This is a genomic window from Pseudomonas sp. MONT-RG-20F-20-E-7-02 (genome assembly GCF_022662395.1).
GTDB lineage: Bacteria > Pseudomonadota > Gammaproteobacteria > Pseudomonadales > Pseudomonadaceae > Aquipseudomonas.
Genome location: NZ_JAKNQN010000001.1, coordinates 40,040 through 55,588 on the forward strand (window position 1 = coordinate 40,040; position 15,549 = coordinate 55,588).

Sequence of the window (15,549 nt, forward strand, 5' to 3'; positions counted from 1 at the left end):
CGCGCAAGCTTTTGGCTGTGCCGTCTCGGCCGACGTCAGGGGCGGGGTGTCATTCGGATATTGCTCAGGGATAGGCCATGAAGCCCGTTGGGCACTGCATCGTTAAAGATACCTAGCCGCACATCGCCTGTGGTGGTGGCAGTGAAGGTCCCGGTCCCGGTTTGCGGCTGGCCTAGCGTAAGGTTTTGTACATTTGCACCAATGCGGCTGCCGTTCATCGTCATGTACAGGATTGAACCATCGCTGGTGGCCGCGCTGCCAATGGCGACAAAGCTGCAATCGTATGTGCGCCCTGCAACCACCGGCACGGGTCGGGTGATGATGTGGGCGCGGGTCGCCGTGAAGAGGGTCGGGTCAAGGCGCACGGCTGAATTGGTCACGTGCAGCAGACTGCCCGTATATGGCCCCTGGGCTACCCAGCCTTGGAAACCGTTGCTGAAGTCCCAAACGGTGCCCGGCGTTGGCACGATGATGATGGGGAGCTTGTTGATGAGTACTCTCGCTGTCGGTGCGGGGGTTCTTGGCTCTCCAGTGCGCTGGATGCTCAGCAGCAAATGCACGACGTTGCCTGCGCTCATTTCTACTATGGATTTAGGTATCAGAAGCTCGATTTTTGGGGCGTTCTGGGCAATTTGAAAGCTCTGGTTGTGCTCGCCGCCAAAGATGGAGCTGCTCAGGGTCAAATAGACCCTGTCTCCGTTTTCGACAGGGAAGTTGAGCGTCAATCTGGCAACATCGCCGACAATAAGTGTGGTGTTCAGATTCGCGATTGGGGTCGCTGAATCTTGCTCGTTGAATCGTGGAGACGGGATGATCAACATTTTTAACCTCTGCATGACGCATCGTGGGATGTCCCCCAATAAGGCCTCCGAGCCGATACGCATAACAACTGTCAGAAATGACAGTGCAGACAAACGGTCAGCGATTTTCGGCCACCTCGGTTTGTCTCTTCCCACCCTTGCCGCCCCTGTAAAAGCGGCAACCGCCCTTGCCGCTTTACTGGCGCCACGCGGAAGGTGATTGCCGCTTTTCTGGCATTGCCGGCGGCAACCATCCCGAAAACCCTTTAAATACGGGGGCTGAGCGAATTGGCATGCGCCTTGCTATAACCCAGATACGAAAAGCAGGTCAGCCTAAAGGTTTCCGCCATGAGCATCAGCTTCGATAAAGCGCTCGGTATCCACGAACAAGCCCTGGGCTTCCGCGCCCAGCGTGCCGAAGTCCTGGCCAACAACATTGCCAACGCCGACACCCCGAACTACAAGGCTCGGGATCTGGACTTCTCCGCCGTGCTCGCCGCACAGCAGGACAAGACCAAGAACGGCACCTTCGCCTTGAACATGACAAACAGCCGTCATATTGAAGCGCAAGGCCTGGGCAATGGGGACGAGTCGCTGCTGTATCGCACGCCGATGCAGCCATCGATCGACCAGAACACCGTCGACGCCCAGCTCGAGCAATCGGCCTACGCCGAGAACTCGGTGAATTTCCAGGCCAGCTTTACCCTGCTCAACAGCAAATTCAAAGGGCTGATGTCAGCCCTGCGTGGAGAGTAAGCCATGTCCTTAGCCAGTGTTTTCAATATTGCCGGCAGTGGCATGAGCGCGCAGACCACGCGCCTGAACACCGTCGCCAGTAACATCGCCAACGCCGAGACCGTGTCTTCGAGCATTGACCAGACTTACCGCGCCCGTCACCCGGTGTTCGCCACCATGTTCCAGGGCGGCCAGGCTGGCCAGAGCGGTAGCGGCGACTCGCTGTTCCAGAACCAGGATGCTGCCGGTCAAGGCGTGCAGGTGCTCGGCGTAGTCGAAGACCAGAGCAACCTGGAAGCGCGTTATGAGCCTAACCACCCGGCCGCGAACGAAAAGGGTTACGTCTACTACCCCAACGTCAACGTGGTCGAGGAGATGGCCGACATGATCTCCGCCAGCCGCTCGTTCCAGACCAACGCGGAAATGATGAACACCGCCAAAACCATGATGCAGAAGGTCCTGACCCTGGGTCAGTGATAAGGGGCGCCAAATAATGGCCATCGTTGATACCACTAACAACACGGCAGTCCAGGACCTTTTTAACGCCAAGGTCAAGACGTCTACCGACAACAGCAGCCTAGGCAGCGCTGCCAGCGCGGCGACGGGTAACCAGTCGCTGGGTAAGGACGCCTTCCTGCAATTGCTGGTCACCCAGCTGAAAAACCAGAACCCGCTGTCGCCTCAGGACAACGGCGCGTTCGTGGCGCAACTGGCGCAGTTCAGCAGCCTGGAAGGCATCAACACCCTGAACGACTCGGTGAATGCGATCTCCAGCAACTTCAGCTCCTCGCAAGCACTGCAAGCGTCGTCGCTGGTGGGGCGCTCGATCATCACCCAGACCGACAAGGCCATGGTTGATACCAGCAAGAGCATGACCGGTTCGGTGGCGGTGACGGCGGCGACCGGTAACGTCTCGGTGAAGATCACCGACAAAGACGGCAACGTGGTGCGCACTATCGACATGGGCGCCCAAAGCGCCGGCGATGCCAGCTTTATCTGGGACGGCAAGAACGACAACGGCGAGGTCGCGCCTGCCGGGACTTACACCTTTGCGGCCACCACCAAGAATGACAAAGGCGACTCGGTTGCCCTGGCAACGTCGTTGCCGGCAACCGTCACCAGCGTGACGTTGAGCAAGACCGGCGGCGAAATGCTGCTGAACCTCGCAGGCGGCATGGGCAGCGTCAAGCTGTCGCAAATTCAGACTATCGGTACATAGAGCCGGCTAAATACGGCAGAAGGAGAGAAACATGTCTTTTAACATCGGCCTTAGCGGCCTCTATGCGGCCAACAAACAACTGGACGTGACCGGCAACAACATCGCCAACGTTGCGACCACGGGCTTCAAATCGTCCCGTGCCGAATTCTCGGACATCTACGCGGCGTCCAAACTGGGCACCGGCCAGAACAGCATCGGCAACGGCGTGAACCTGGCGGCGGTGTCCCAGCAGTTCACCCAGGGCGACGTGAACAACAGCGGCGGCATCCTGGACATGGCGATCCAGGGCGGTGGCTTCTTCGTGCAGAAGGGCAGCGACGGCTCGCTGGAGTACACCCGCAGTGGTGCCTTCCGTGCCGACAAAGATGGCTACATCACCAACAACACCGGTACTTCGCGCCTGCAAGGTTACGCCGCAGACGATAACGGCAAGATCAACAAGGGCGGCCTGACCGACCTGCAACTGAACCTGTCGAACCTGCCGCCGAAGGCGTCCACCAAAGTGGACTCCACCAGTAACCTGAACTCTTCGGAACTGCCGATCGATCAGACCAAGAAGGCGTTTGACCCGAACGACACCAGCACCTTCACCACTCAGTACAGCACCACCTTGTACGACTCCCAGGGCAATGCGCACCCGATGGTGCAGTACCTGGTTAAAACCGACGGCAACAAGTGGAACGCTTATACCCTGATTGATGGTCGCAACCCGGATGGCACCCCGCCGACAGGGAGCGGTGCTGTCGCGCCTGTGCCATCCACGTTGTCCTTTGATGGTTCCGGCAAGCTCACCAGCATCACAGGCCCTGCTGTGTCTGGCACCACCTTGACCATTACCGGTTGGGTCCCGGGTACCGTGACTAATGGCGTGTGGACTAAAAACGGTGCGGACGCCAACCCGACGGGCATCGCTATCAACATGGCCAACATCACCCAGTACAACTCGGCCACCTACCGCAACCCGCCAACCACCGACGGTTACGCCACCGGCCAGATCACCGGCCTGAAAATCGACGGCACTGGCGTACTGTTCGCCACGTTCAGCAACCAGCAGAGCAAGGCTATCGGCCAGATCTCCCTGGCCAGCTTCAACAACGAACAGGGCCTGCAGCCAGCCGGCGGCACGACGTGGAAGGAAACCTTCGCGTCGGGCCAACCGGGCTTTGACACTCCGCAAGCTGGCACCTTGGGTTCGATCGTGGCCAACTCCCTGGAGAACTCCAACGTCAACCTGACTAACGAACTGGTGGACCTGATCAAGGCCCAGAGCAACTACCAGGCGAACGCCAAGACCATCTCCACCCAGAGCACCATCATGCAGACCATCATTCAGATGACCTGATGCCGATGCTTTAACCTGCTGCATTGGAAAACCCCTCGATCGAGGGGTTTTTTTTTGCTCGTTAGTTGGCCGCTCAGCCGATGTGGAAAAGATAAAGTCTTACATTGAATGGAACATAGTCCTGCGCTGTTTTAGTCGTTGCCACATATCGTTACGTGAAAGTTCTTTACTGGTGGAACCTGATGTCTGTCGCCTGCCACAAATCGTAAGAGAATGAAACAGACCAATAAACATGTGGATTTCTTAATATGTTTCGACCACCGGTTGTTTTAAGGGGTCGTCATCTTTATCAAGTGCGGAGGTTGTTATGGTTTCCAGTATTTCGAATGGTGCGGCAGGTGTAAGCAACTACCCAGAAAATATGAATAATGGCCCTGCCGCAAATGCGCCTGCTGCGCCTCCAAGCTCGGGCAGCGGCGGCGGGCAAATTGCTTACGGCGAATATAACGGCCCCAGTTTTCAGAAAGCCCCTGCGGACGCGAGCAGTTTGACTGGCGGTGAAAAAATAAAAGAAATGGATGGAATGATTAATCGAATAAAGGAGATGTTTTCCAAAGAGGGGGCGGAGGGTAAAGACGATAAGAAAGGAGCAACCGACGAACTCGGTAAGGGCAAGCAGGGAGCGGTCGACGAACTGGGTAAGGGCAAAAATGCAGATGAAGCAGGCAAAAACGACGGTGCCGATGAACTGGGCAAAGATAAAAAAATAGACGATGCAAATAAGGACGCCGACGTCTCTGATAAAGACCTGAAGAGTAAAGCAATGGAAGTTCTAAAAAGCGTGGTCGATGCAATAACCGGCCTTTTTGGAACTAAGGAATCTACGAGCCCTGCGCCAAAGTAACCGGTTGTGGTGATGCTTTAAACAACCAAACTTTGCTCGCTTTGGCGCGCGTTGCTTTATTCGATTTTTGGTGGGCGCTACCCGCGCCCTTCATTAGGTGTTTGTCATAAAAGGATGTGAGGGGGTGTATGGAAATCTCTTCTATGCTCAGGTCCGGCATTAACTCTTTATTGGGCGGTGACACGGCCAATGGTGGAAATGCAGGCGCTTCGGTAGTTAATCGTTCAAACAATGCTCACGACTCAGGCATCAACTTTGCTGGTAACGAAAGTAAGAGTTCAATTAGCTTTGGCGCCGATGGCGGGGGCGGTGTCGCAGCAGGGTCCGGGTTTGGCGCAGGGGGTGATGTTGAAGCGCGATCCTGGGATTGGTTAAAAAGGTTACTCGAGTCTTTAGGCCTTTCTAGCGGCGATTATTCAGGCGGCGGTGGCGGCAGTGGTGGCGGTCCAGGCCCCGCTCCGCGCCCAGGCCCAGCTCCCAGCCCGGGAATAGACCAATCGCCATCATTCAAGTCCGATAGTGCCTCGGCCAATTTGGAAAGTTATGACCCGGCTAAGCCGACCAAAAGGAATTCAGCGTTAACGGATGAACAGATCACCACTGGCTTCGTGCAGGGGCAGGAGGGTAACTGCGCGACGGTGTCAGGCATTAAGGCATTGTTCAAAGCTGCGGGTACCGACGACCCTGAGAAACTGAACAAATCGGTTAAGAAAACTGAGGGGGGCTATGACGTTGTTCAAATGGATGGCACCAAGGTCAGCTTAACTGATGCTGAGTTGGAAACAGCCAAAAAAGCTGCCAACTTTAATGGCAGTGATAAGGAGATGGTAAAAAACGCAACGTTTGAATTTGCCTTGGCTGCCAAGCGCGCACAAATGGAGGGTAATGACGGGGCGACAACCTTTGAACAAGGGCTGCAATCCTTGAACAATGGTGATTACAGCGAAGCCGGGCTGAAGCGTTTGGGGTTGGAGGATTACATCTCCAAAGGGTCGGCTGCAGATTTGGCGAGTGGTCAGGTAGGGACCATTGACAGGGACGGCCATGCGGTTGCGGTCATGAGCGGTCGGGAGGAGTTGTGGGGGTCTAAAGGGGGAGTCCCAACCCACGGTGACGCGACTTTGCTGTCGAAGACTAAGGTCAGGTAACTGGCCCAGGGAGTCGTCAGGGCATCGAGGTAAAAACCATCCTCGATAAACCCCACCGTTGGCAGGGTTTATCGAGGGCCGATCCCGAGGTCAGGCCTCGGGAGTGGCGGGTTTTATTGGCAGGCTTCGCAATCCGGCTCGTCAATCGCGCAAGCCTTCGGCACTGGCGCTGGGCCGGCAGGGGCTGCGAGTACCGAATCATCACCGTGGTTGCCGCTGGAAACAGCGTTCAGCTTACCGGTGTTGATGGTCGACTTCTCGGTGCTGGTCGCGGCCAGGGCACGGAGGTAGTAAGTGGTTTTCAGGCCACGGTACCACGCCATGCGGTAGGTCACGTCCAGCTTCTTGCCCGATGCGCCGGCGATGTACAGGTTCAGCGACTGAGCCTGGTCGATCCACTTCTGACGACGGCTGGCGGCGTCAACGATCCACTTGGTGTCCACTTCGAATGCGGTGGCGTAGAGCTCTTTGAGTTCTTGCGGGATGCGCTCGATCTGTTGCACCGAACCGTCGTAGTACTTCAGGTCGTTGATCATGACCGAGTCCCACAGGCCGCGGGCTTTCAAGTCGCGAACCAGGTACGGGTTGATCACGGTGAATTCGCCCGACAGGTTCGATTTCACATACAGGTTCTGGTAGGTCGGTTCGATCGACTGCGACACGCCAGTGATGTTGGCGATGGTGGCGGTCGGTGCGATGGCCATGATGTTGGAGTTACGAATGCCTTTCTGCACACGGGCACGTACCGGCGCCCAGTCCAGGGATTCGTTCAGGTCAACGTCGATGTACTTCTGGCCACGCTGCTCGATCAGGATCTGTTGCGAATCCAGCGGCAGGATGCCTTTGGACCACAGCGAACCCTGGAACGTCTCGTAGGCGCCGCGCTCATCGGCCAGGTCGCAGGAAGCCTGGATAGCGTAGTAGCTGACCGCTTCCATGGACTTGTCGGCGAACTCGACCGCAGCATCCGAACCGTAAGGAATGTGCTGCAGGTACAGCGCGTCCTGGAAGCCCATGATGCCCAAGCCGACCGGACGGTGCTTGAAGTTGGAGTTCTGCGCCTGTGGCACCGAGTAGTAGTTGATGTCGATAACGTTATCGAGCATACGAACGGCGGTGTTCACGGTGCGTTCCAGCTTGGCGGTGTCCAGCTTGCCGTTGACGATGTGGTTCGGCAGGTTGATCGAGCCCAGGTTGCAAACGGCGATCTCGTCCTTGTTGGTGTTCAAGGTGATCTCGGTGCACAGGTTCGAGCTGTGGACCACGCCCACGTGCTGCTGCGGGCTGCGCAGGTTGCACGGGTCTTTGAAGGTCAGCCATGGGTGGCCGGTTTCAAACAGCATGGAGAGCATTTTGCGCCACAGGTCTTTGGCCTGGATGGTCTTGAACAGCTTGATCTTGCCTGGGTACTGGGACAGGGCTTCGTAGTACTCGTAACGCTCTTCGAAGGCCTTGCCGGTCAGGTCGTGCAGGTCCGGTACTTCGGATGGCGAGAACAGGGTCCACGGGCCGTCATCGAAGACACGCTTCATGAACAGGTCAGGGATCCAGTTGGCGGTGTTCATGTCGTGAGTACGACGGCGATCATCACCGGTGTTCTTGCGCAGCTCGATGAACTCTTCAATGTCCATGTGCCAGGTTTCCAGGTAGGCACACACAGCGCCTTTGCGCTTGCCGCCCTGGTTAACGGCAACGGCGGTGTCGTTCACCACTTTCAGGAACGGGACAACGCCCTGGGATTTGCCGTTGGTGCCCTTGATGTACGAACCCAATGCACGCACTGGCGTCCAGTCGTTGCCCAGGCCGCCGGCGAATTTGGACAACATGGCGTTGTCGTGGATCGCGTGGTAGATGCCCGACAGGTCATCCGGCACGGTGGTCAGGTAGCAGCTCGACAGCTGTGGACGCAGGGTGCCGGCGTTGAACAGCGTCGGGGTCGACGACATGTAGTCGAAGGACGACAGCAGGTTGTAGAACTCGATGGCGCGGTCTTCTTTATGCTTCTCTTCAATCGCCAGGCCCATGGCCACGCGCATGAAGAACACTTGCGGCAGTTCGAAGCGGATACCGTCCTTGTGGATGAAGTAACGGTCGTACAGGGTTTGCAGGCCCAGGTACGTGAACTGCTGGTCGCGCTCGTGGTTGATCGCCTTGCCGAGTTTTTCCAGGTCGAAGGTAGCCAGGACCGGGTTCAGCAATTCGAATTCGATACCCTTGGCGATGTAGGCCGGCAGGGCCTTGGCGTACAGGTCAGCCATCTCGTGGTGGGTGGCGCTGTCGGCGACTTTCAGGAAGCCCAGGCCTTCGGCACGCAGGGTGTCCATCAGCAGGCGCGCGGTCACGAACGAGTAGTTCGGCTCACGTTCAACCAGGGTACGGGCGGTCATCACCAGGGCGGTGTTGACGTCGGTCAGGGCCACGCCGTCGTACAGGTTTTTCAGGGTTTCGCGCTGGATCAGGTCACCGTCGACTTCTTCCAGGCCTTCGCAGGCCTCGGTGATGATGGTGTTCAGGCGGCCCAGGTCCAGCGGTGCAAAAGAACCGTCAGCCAGGGTGATGCGGATCGACGGGTGAGCTTGCACGGCCGCTTCTTCAGCTGGAGTGCGTACGGCGCGTTCCTTGGCGCGCGAGTCACGGTAGATCACGTAGTCGCGGGCGACTTTCTGCTCGCCGGCACGCATCAGGGCCAGTTCAACCTGGTCCTGGATTTCTTCGATGTGGATGGTGCCGCCCGATGGCATGCGACGCTTGAAGGTCGCGGTGACTTGTTCGGTCAGGCGGGCAACGGTGTCGTGGATGCGCGACGAAGCGGCAGCGGTGCCGCCTTCAACTGCAAGAAACGCTTTGGTGATAGCGACGGTGATTTTGTCATCGGTGTAAGGAACGACAGTGCCGTTACGCTTGATCACGCGCAATTGGCCGGGCGCGGTGGCGGACAGATCCAGGTTCGAATCAGCGGCCTGCGGCACGGAGCCTTGCGGGTTCTCGCGAGTTGTGTCGGTTTGCATGGGGGGTTGTCTCCACATTCTATATTTATTTGGGCACCATCACGGTGCCCACCGTTCCGTCCTGAAGCACTTACAACAGGCCTGGGCCTGGCATAACAACTTCGGGACAGGAGGAAGGGAGCTCATCGCGCCGCTTCCATGCCGAAGTCTTCGGTTCGGGCCTTGAAGCGCCCTTCACCGTATTCCTGGTGGGTGACAGTTGCTCGCTTCAAGCACTGCAACACCCGTACCGCTTTCCGCTGTTGAGCCTGGAAAACGGCTGCCATCCGCGTGCGCGGTTTGGGCTTTGAAAAAATGCTTTGGTTCAACCAAACGGGAGCAAGAAAGCGCTTGAGTTTCTTGTCTGATCTGTGTTTGGTTTTTTCGCTTAAAACCCTACATGTAGGGTTTTTTCAGCGCCGAGGTACAAGATAATGCGTTTTGGGGGGCTTAGCAACGCACTACCTGTGGATAACGCTGTGGGTAAAATGTGTATGAAACGTGGAATGCCCGTGTAGGCCGCAGTACTGCTGGATTACACCGTTTGTCACCGAATATTCCTAGGCAAAAACCGCCTGTTGGATTTTTGAGGGCGCGAACCCTATCACAAAAAAACCTGATCACCGAATGGATTTCCCGGCTTGTGCTAGAGGGCTGGCCCATGGCTACAATCGGCCTTCATATAAGGGCAGTATTGTGTTCCCCGTAGATGACAATAATTAGAAACGAGGTAGCGCATGGAGCAAGAAGCCTGGCAAATTCTGATCGTCGAGGACGACGAGCGATTGGCCGAGTTGACCCGTGATTATCTGGAAAGCAACGGCCTGCGCGTGTCGGTGGAAAGCGACGGCGCCCTGGCGGCGGCGCGCATCATCGCCGAACAGCCTGACCTGGTAATCCTCGACCTGATGCTGCCCGGCGAAGACGGCCTGAGCATCTGCCGCAGGGTGCGCGAGCGCTATGACGGTGTGATCCTGATGCTCACCGCGCGCACCGACGACATGGACCAGGTGCAGGGCCTGGACATGGGCGCCGACGACTACGTGTGCAAACCCGTGCGCCCGCGCCTGTTGCTGGCGCGTATCCAGGCCTTGCTGCGGCGCAGCGAGCCGACTGAACCGGTAGCCGTGGAAAACCAGCGGCGCCTGCAGTTTGGCCCGCTGGTGGTCGACAACGCCCTGCGCGAAGCCTGGTTGCACAACGGCGGCATTGAGCTGACCAGTGCCGAGTTCGACCTGCTGTGGCTGCTGGTGGCGAATGCCGGGCGCATTTTGTCCCGCGAAGAAATCTTCATCGCCTTGCGCGGCATCGGTTATGACGGCCAGGACCGCTCCATTGATGTGCGTATTTCCCGTATCCGCCCGAAAATCGGCGACGACCCGATCCACCCGCGCCTGATCAAGACCATCCGCAGCAAAGGCTATTTGTTCGTCCCCGAAGCCGCTGCCGATATGCCGCTGTGAACTCGATCTTCCTGCGCATCTACGGCGGCATGTGCGCGGCGCTGATTCTGGTTGCCTTACTCGGCGTGCTGGCCTTGCACCTGCTCAATGAAGTGCGTAGCGGCCAATACCGCGAGCGCCTGGCCCATGGCACCTTTGCGTTGATGGGTGACAACCTGCAACCCATGAGCCCCATCGAGCGCCAGCGCGCCTTGGCTGTGTGGGAGCGCTTGCTCGGCATTCCCCTGGAGTTGCGCCCGCTGGCCGATGCGCAGTTGGACCTGAGCCAGCGCAACCGCCTGCAACGTGGCCAGGTGCTGGTGCAACAGACCGGGCCGCACGCGGCGCGGGTGTTGCGCCTGGTCAGCGAGCCGTCGCAACTGGTACTCACGGGCGAAGTGCAGCAAATCAGCGAGCAACTGGCCCGCGCGACGATTTACCTGCTGGCTGACGAATTGGTGCGCTTTCCGGTCGCCGAGCAACCGCAAAAGCTCGCCGATATAAAAGAAGCCAAGGGCTTTGGTTTTGACATGCACCTGATGACCCTGGATCAGGCCGACATGGACGACGACCAGCGCCGCCGGGTCTCGGAAGGCGATACGGTGATGGCCTTGGGCAAGGGCGGCGATTCAATCCGCGTATTTGCCGGCATGGTCGGTACGCCGTGGGTGCTGGAAATTGGCCCGCTGTATCAAATGAACCCTTATCCGCCGCAATGGTTGATTCTGATCGCGCTGATCAGCCTGACCCTGATCGGCTTGATCGTCTATTTGTTGGTGCGCCAGCTTGAGCGGCGTCTCAAAGGCCTGGAAGCGGCGGCCACGCGCATTGCCAAAGGCAACCTGGAAGTGCGCGTGCCGGCGCGCGGCGCTGATTCGGTGGGGCGCCTGGCAGCGGCCTTTAATGGCATGGCCGAGCACTTGCAGCAGTTGCTGGCGATCCAGCGCGAACTGGTGCGCGCGGTGTCCCACGAGTTGCGCACGCCGGTGGCGCGCCTGCGCTTTGGCCTGGAGATGATCGGCGACGCCACCACCCCCGAGGCGCGGCGTAAATACATGGACGGCATGGACAGCGATATCCAGGACCTGGATGGCCTGGTGGATGAAATGCTCACGTATGCGCGCCTGGAGCAGGGCGCGCCGGAGCTGAATTTCCAGCGCGTCGACCTCAGCGCGTTGCTCGATCAGGTGATCGGCGAATTGTCGCCACTGCGCCCGCACGTCACGGTAGCGCGTGGCATCTGCCTGTCTTCGGCGCATTGGGATGACGCCTGGGTCGACGCCGAGCCGCGCTACCTGCACCGCGCCCTGCAAAACCTGGTGAGCAATGCGATGCGCCATGCCCAGGGCCAGGTGTTGATCAGTTATCAGGTGGGCCAGGTGCGTTGCCGCATCGATGTGGAAGACGATGGCCCCGGCGTGCCGGAGAGCGCCTGGGAGCGCATCTTCACACCGTTCCTGCGCCTGGACGACAGCCGCACCCGTGCCTCGGGCGGGCATGGCCTGGGGTTGTCGATTGTGCGGCGGGTGATTTATTGGCACGGCGGGCGGGCGTTGATCAGCAAGAGCAACAACCTGGGTGGGGCGTGCTTCAGTTTGAGTTGGCCCAGGGATCAGCAGAAGGCTTGAAGTCGCTATCGCCGGCAAGCCAGCTCCCACAGGTGGAATGCATTCAAAAAAATGTGGGAGCTGGCTTGCCTGCGATGGCGTCAGATCAGGCCCTGACAGCCACCAGACTCAACAACTGCTCACCCTCCACCGCAAACTGCCCCTCCAATTCCGTGCCATGGCACCACTCGGCAGACAGGTCGGTCAGCAGCCTTAGCCGGACCTGCCCGGTCTCGGACCACGCCACCACCTCGGCATGCTCAAAGTAAAAGCGCTTCTGCACAATCGGGTAGAGCGCCTTGAACAAACTCTCCTTGACCGAAAACGTCAGCGTCACCAGCAACGCGACCTGCTCGCGCGGCACGCTTGCCAGGCGCTGCATTTCGTCGGCGGTGAGAATTTCCCCGGCCAGGCGTTCGGCGCGTTCCAGTGTCAGCAGGTTCTCCAGGTCCATGCCCAGCCCACGCCATTGCGCCTTGTGCCCGACAATCGCCGCCGCATGCCCGGTGCTGTGGGTGATGGAACCGCTGATATGCCCAGGCCACACCGGCGCACGGTCTTCGCCGATGGCCGGTACGCAATCGAGGTGGTCGAGCTGTTGCAGCGCCGCACGCGCGCACAAGCGGCCGGCGAGGAACTCGGCTTGGCGCTTGGCCACTGAGCGCTGGATGCTGGGCGGTGGCGGCACGGCGCTGCGCTGGAAATCACCGGCGGCCAACAAGGTCGGGTCGAATCGAGTGCTCAGGAACACCGTGCCGGGTAACGGAGTGGGCAACGGCCAATGGGCGTCGAGTGGGGTGCAGCAAGCGGGTAGGGGCGTCATGCGCGGTATTTTGCGTCAGTTGGCGCGCCAGTGGATAGCCCGCAACGGTTCAGCCAGGGTTCAGAGCCTGTTCAGGGGGAGTTCAGGGGCGCTTGCGTAGTCTGGCTTCAACAGCCAAACGCGTAGAGGTAAGCACCATGACTGCGATCAAACAGCTGATATTGGCGTTAAGCATGCTCAGTGCCACGGCCGGCGTGCAGGCTTCGGACGCTGCTTTTGCGGCATTTGGCGGCGAGAAAACCAAGAAGTCCAGCAGCCTGATCCAGCGTGTCAGCTTCGAAGACGCAGGCAGCCAGGCCGCGCCATGGGGCCAGGCCCTGGGCCAGGCTAACGTGCAACCGGCCTACCGCGCCGGCTACGAACACCTGACGGGCCAATACAATGGCATTAAACTGCGCCCGCAAGACTTGCAGGGCCGCTATGATATCCCCCTGTCGGACAGTTGAATTGCCTTGGAGAGCCTTATGAAATTGCTGGTCGTGGAAGATGAGGCGCTGTTGCGTCATCACCTGTTCACCCGCCTGACAGACAGCGGGCACGTGGTCGAGGCCGTGGCCAATGCCGAGGAAGCCCTGTACCAGACCGGGCAATTCAACCATGACCTGGCCATCATCGACCTGGGCCTGCCCGGCATGGGCGGCCTGGACCTGATCCGCCAACTGCGCAGCCAGGCCAAGACCTTCCCGATCCTGATCCTCACCGCACGCGGCAACTGGCAGGACAAGGTCGAAGGCCTGGCCGCCGGCGCCGACGACTACGTGGTCAAGCCGTTCCAGTTCGAAGAGCTGGAAGCGCGCATGAACGCCTTGCTGCGCCGCTCCAGCGGGTTCACCCAGTCGACCATCGTCGCCGGGCCACTGCTGCTGGACCTCAACCGCAAGCAAGCGTCCCTGGATGAGCAGCCGCTGGCGCTGACCGCCTATGAGTACCGGATTCTCGAATACCTGATGCGTCACCATCAGCAAGTGGTTGCCAAGGACCGCTTGATGGAACAGCTCTATCCCGATGACGACGAGCGTGATCCGAACGTAATCGAAGTTCTGGTCGGGCGCCTGCGCCGCAAGCTGGAAGGCCCGGCCGGTTTCAAGCCGATCGACACCGTGCGCGGCCTGGGCTACCTGTTTAATGAGCGCTGCCGTTGATTCGCTCGTTACGTGTGCGCTTGATGCTCGCGGCCACCACCCTGGCCGTGCTGTTTATGCTGGGCTTATTGCCCGCCATGCAAGGGGCGTTCAGCCTGGCGTTGCAGGATTCCATCGAGCAGCGCCTGGCCTCGGACGTCACCACGCTGATTTCTGCGGCGCGGGTCGAAAACAACCGCCTGCTGATGCCGGCGCAGTTGCCGGACGAGCGTTTCAACCTCACCGACAGCCGCCTGCTCGGCTATATCTACGACCGTGAAGGCCATCTGGTCTGGCGCTCGCGGGCAACCCAGGAAGAAAACATCAACTACAAGCCGCGCTACGATGGGCGCGGCAACGAGTTTGCACGCATCCGCGAGGCCAACGGCCAGGAATTTTTCGTGTATGACGTCGAGGTCAAGCTGCTCGGCGGCAAGAGCGCGGCGTTCAGTATCGTTGCCCTGCAACCGGTGCGCGAATACCAGCTGACCCTCGAAGGGTTGCAGGAAAACCTCTACCTGGGCTTCGGCGCGGCCTTGCTCGTGTTGCTGACGCTGTTGTGGCTGGGCCTGACCTGGGGCCTGCAAGCCCTGCGGCGGCTGAGCCAGGAACTCGACCAGATCGAAGGCGGCACCCGCGAAAGCCTCTCCGAAGAACACCCTCGCGAGCTGCTGCGCCTGACCGGCTCGCTGAACCGTTTGCTGCACAGCGAGCGTGAGCAGCGCGCGCGCTATCGCGATTCCCTGGATGATCTGGCCCACAGCCTGAAAACCCCGCTGGCGGTGTTGCAAGGCGTGAGCGAAGACATGGCCCAGCGCCCCGAAGATCGCGGCCAGGCCTGGGTGTTGCAATCGCAGATCGAGCGCATGAGCCAGCAGATCGGCTACCAGTTGCAGCGCGCCAGCCTGCGCAAAAGCGGTTTGGTGCGCCACCAGGTGCGCTTGGAGCCGGTGCTGCAAAGCCTGTGCGACACGCTCGACAAGGTCTACCGCGACAAGCGCGTGACGGTGACGTTTGATTTGCCACCCGAGTGCGATTTGCCGATTGAGAAGGGCGCTTTGTTGGAGATGCTCGGCAACCTGCTGGAAAACGCTTACCGCCTGTGCCTGAGCGAAGTGCGCATCAGCCTCACGGAAAACCTCGAAGGCACCGAGCTGTGCATCGAGGATGACGGCCCTGGCGTGCCGCCTGATCAGCGTGCGCGGATTCTGCAACGGGGCGAACGGCTGGACCGTCAGCATCCCGGGCAGGGCATTGGTTTGGCGGTGGTCAAGGACATCATTGAAAGCTACAGCGCGCGGCTGACCTTGGGTGACTCACCGCTTGGTGGCGCGGCGTTCAAGATTCACTTTCCGGCGGTTTGATCTGTATCGCCTGGACCGGCACCATCGCAGGCAAGCCAGCTCCCACCTTTTGATTATGTGAACCCGATCAAATGTGGGAGCTGGCTTGCCTGCGATGAGGTCCGCACACACAACACC

At 59.3% G+C, this 15,549-nt stretch carries 14 protein-coding genes; 11 read left to right on the forward strand and 3 right to left on the reverse strand.

Translation table 11 applies throughout. The annotated features are described in order from the left end of the window. Positions 1-35 precede the first annotated feature (35 nt). Complete coding sequence (locus tag L8I05_RS00190; RefSeq protein ID WP_242166769.1) at positions 36-821, reverse strand: hypothetical protein; 786 nt, start codon at positions 819-821, stop codon at positions 36-38. 327 nt (positions 822-1,148) lie between these two features. Here L8I05_RS00190 and flgB point away from each other — a divergent pair, with 327 nt between their 5' ends. From flgB to L8I05_RS00220, 6 genes are all read left to right on the forward strand, one after another. Then, entirely contained in the window at positions 1,149-1,556 is a 408-nt protein-coding gene (flgB, locus tag L8I05_RS00195; RefSeq protein ID WP_003214246.1) for a flagellar basal body rod protein FlgB, read from the forward strand. Between the two features lie 3 nt (positions 1,557-1,559). Then, positions 1,560-2,012: a flagellar basal body rod protein FlgC gene (gene flgC / locus L8I05_RS00200; RefSeq protein WP_017138385.1), complete on the forward strand. Its 453-nt coding sequence runs from the start codon at positions 1,560-1,562 to the stop codon at positions 2,010-2,012. Between the two features lie 16 nt (positions 2,013-2,028). Then, complete coding sequence (gene flgD, locus L8I05_RS00205) at positions 2,029-2,754, forward strand: flagellar hook assembly protein FlgD (protein ID WP_242166770.1); 726 nt, start codon at positions 2,029-2,031, stop codon at positions 2,752-2,754. Positions 2,755-2,785: 31 nt separating this feature from the next. Further along, the gene (gene flgE, locus L8I05_RS00210; RefSeq protein ID WP_159959132.1) at positions 2,786-4,096 is read left to right on the forward strand and encodes a flagellar hook protein FlgE; all 1,311 of its coding nucleotides are present in this window, start codon (positions 2,786-2,788) and stop codon (positions 4,094-4,096) included. A gap of 307 nt (positions 4,097-4,403) precedes the next feature. Then, a complete protein-coding gene (locus L8I05_RS00215) occupies positions 4,404-4,940 on the forward strand; it encodes a hypothetical protein (protein WP_242166771.1) in 537 nt (178 codons plus the stop codon). 128 nt (positions 4,941-5,068) lie between these two features. Further along, a complete protein-coding gene (locus tag L8I05_RS00220; protein WP_242166772.1) occupies positions 5,069-6,088 on the forward strand; it encodes a hypothetical protein in 1,020 nt (339 codons plus the stop codon). Positions 6,089-6,201: 113 nt separating this feature from the next. Here the strand turns inward: L8I05_RS00220 and L8I05_RS00225 are convergent, their stop codons facing one another. Further along, positions 6,202-9,096, reverse strand: coding sequence for a ribonucleoside-diphosphate reductase subunit alpha (locus tag L8I05_RS00225; protein ID WP_177016907.1), 2,895 nt, complete (start codon positions 9,094-9,096; stop codon positions 6,202-6,204). Positions 9,097-9,812: 716 nt separating this feature from the next. Here L8I05_RS00225 and L8I05_RS00230 point away from each other — a divergent pair. Further along, positions 9,813-10,538 (forward strand): response regulator, encoded by a 726-nt coding sequence (locus tag L8I05_RS00230; protein WP_242166773.1) that lies wholly within the window; start codon positions 9,813-9,815, stop codon positions 10,536-10,538. Next, entirely contained in the window at positions 10,535-12,145 is a 1,611-nt protein-coding gene (locus L8I05_RS00235) for an ATP-binding protein (RefSeq protein WP_242166774.1), read from the forward strand. The genes L8I05_RS00230 and L8I05_RS00235 overlap by 4 nt, the downstream gene beginning before the upstream one ends. A gap of 85 nt (positions 12,146-12,230) precedes the next feature. Here the strand turns inward: L8I05_RS00235 and L8I05_RS00240 are convergent, their stop codons facing one another. Then, on the reverse strand, positions 12,231-12,947 hold the full coding sequence (locus L8I05_RS00240) for a 4'-phosphopantetheinyl transferase superfamily protein (RefSeq protein WP_242166775.1): 717 nt from the start codon (positions 12,945-12,947) through the stop codon (positions 12,231-12,233). Between the two features lie 137 nt (positions 12,948-13,084). Here L8I05_RS00240 and L8I05_RS00245 point away from each other — a divergent pair, with 137 nt between their 5' ends. Genes L8I05_RS00245 through L8I05_RS00255 form a run of 3 tightly spaced genes read left to right on the forward strand, consistent with a single transcriptional unit; the run spans position 13,085 to position 15,432 of the window. Beyond that, the gene (locus tag L8I05_RS00245) at positions 13,085-13,393 is read left to right on the forward strand and encodes a hypothetical protein (RefSeq protein ID WP_242166778.1); all 309 of its coding nucleotides are present in this window, start codon (positions 13,085-13,087) and stop codon (positions 13,391-13,393) included. An 18-nt stretch (positions 13,394-13,411) separates the two neighbouring features. After that, entirely contained in the window at positions 13,412-14,089 is a 678-nt protein-coding gene (locus tag L8I05_RS00250) for a response regulator (RefSeq protein WP_017138377.1), read from the forward strand. Next, positions 14,086-15,432, forward strand: coding sequence for an ATP-binding protein (locus L8I05_RS00255; protein ID WP_242166779.1), 1,347 nt, complete (start codon positions 14,086-14,088; stop codon positions 15,430-15,432). The genes L8I05_RS00250 and L8I05_RS00255 overlap by 4 nt, the downstream gene beginning before the upstream one ends. Positions 15,433-15,549 lie beyond the last annotated feature (117 nt).

What these genes read in the sequence shown, in the direction of transcription:
- L8I05_RS00215 (WP_242166771.1), top strand. Translation starts at nt 4,404, where the DNA reads ATGGTTTCCAGTATTTCGAATGGTGCGGCAGGTGTAAGCAACTACCCA.
- L8I05_RS00240 (WP_242166775.1), bottom strand. Translation starts at nt 12,947, where the DNA reads ATGACGCCCCTACCCGCTTGCTGCACCCCACTCGACGCCCATTGGCCG.
- flgD (WP_242166770.1), top strand. Translation starts at nt 2,029, where the DNA reads ATGGCCATCGTTGATACCACTAACAACACGGCAGTCCAGGACCTTTTT.
- L8I05_RS00220 (WP_242166772.1), top strand. Translation starts at nt 5,069, where the DNA reads ATGGAAATCTCTTCTATGCTCAGGTCCGGCATTAACTCTTTATTGGGC.
- L8I05_RS00245 (WP_242166778.1), top strand. Translation starts at nt 13,085, where the DNA reads ATGACTGCGATCAAACAGCTGATATTGGCGTTAAGCATGCTCAGTGCC.
- flgE (WP_159959132.1), top strand. Translation starts at nt 2,786, where the DNA reads ATGTCTTTTAACATCGGCCTTAGCGGCCTCTATGCGGCCAACAAACAA.
- L8I05_RS00225 (WP_177016907.1), bottom strand. Translation starts at nt 9,096, where the DNA reads ATGCAAACCGACACAACTCGCGAGAACCCGCAAGGCTCCGTGCCGCAG.
- flgB (WP_003214246.1), top strand. Translation starts at nt 1,149, where the DNA reads ATGAGCATCAGCTTCGATAAAGCGCTCGGTATCCACGAACAAGCCCTG.
- flgC (WP_017138385.1), top strand. Translation starts at nt 1,560, where the DNA reads ATGTCCTTAGCCAGTGTTTTCAATATTGCCGGCAGTGGCATGAGCGCG.
- L8I05_RS00250 (WP_017138377.1), top strand. Translation starts at nt 13,412, where the DNA reads ATGAAATTGCTGGTCGTGGAAGATGAGGCGCTGTTGCGTCATCACCTG.
- L8I05_RS00230 (WP_242166773.1), top strand. Translation starts at nt 9,813, where the DNA reads ATGGAGCAAGAAGCCTGGCAAATTCTGATCGTCGAGGACGACGAGCGA.
- L8I05_RS00190 (WP_242166769.1), bottom strand. Translation starts at nt 821, where the DNA reads ATGTTGATCATCCCGTCTCCACGATTCAACGAGCAAGATTCAGCGACC.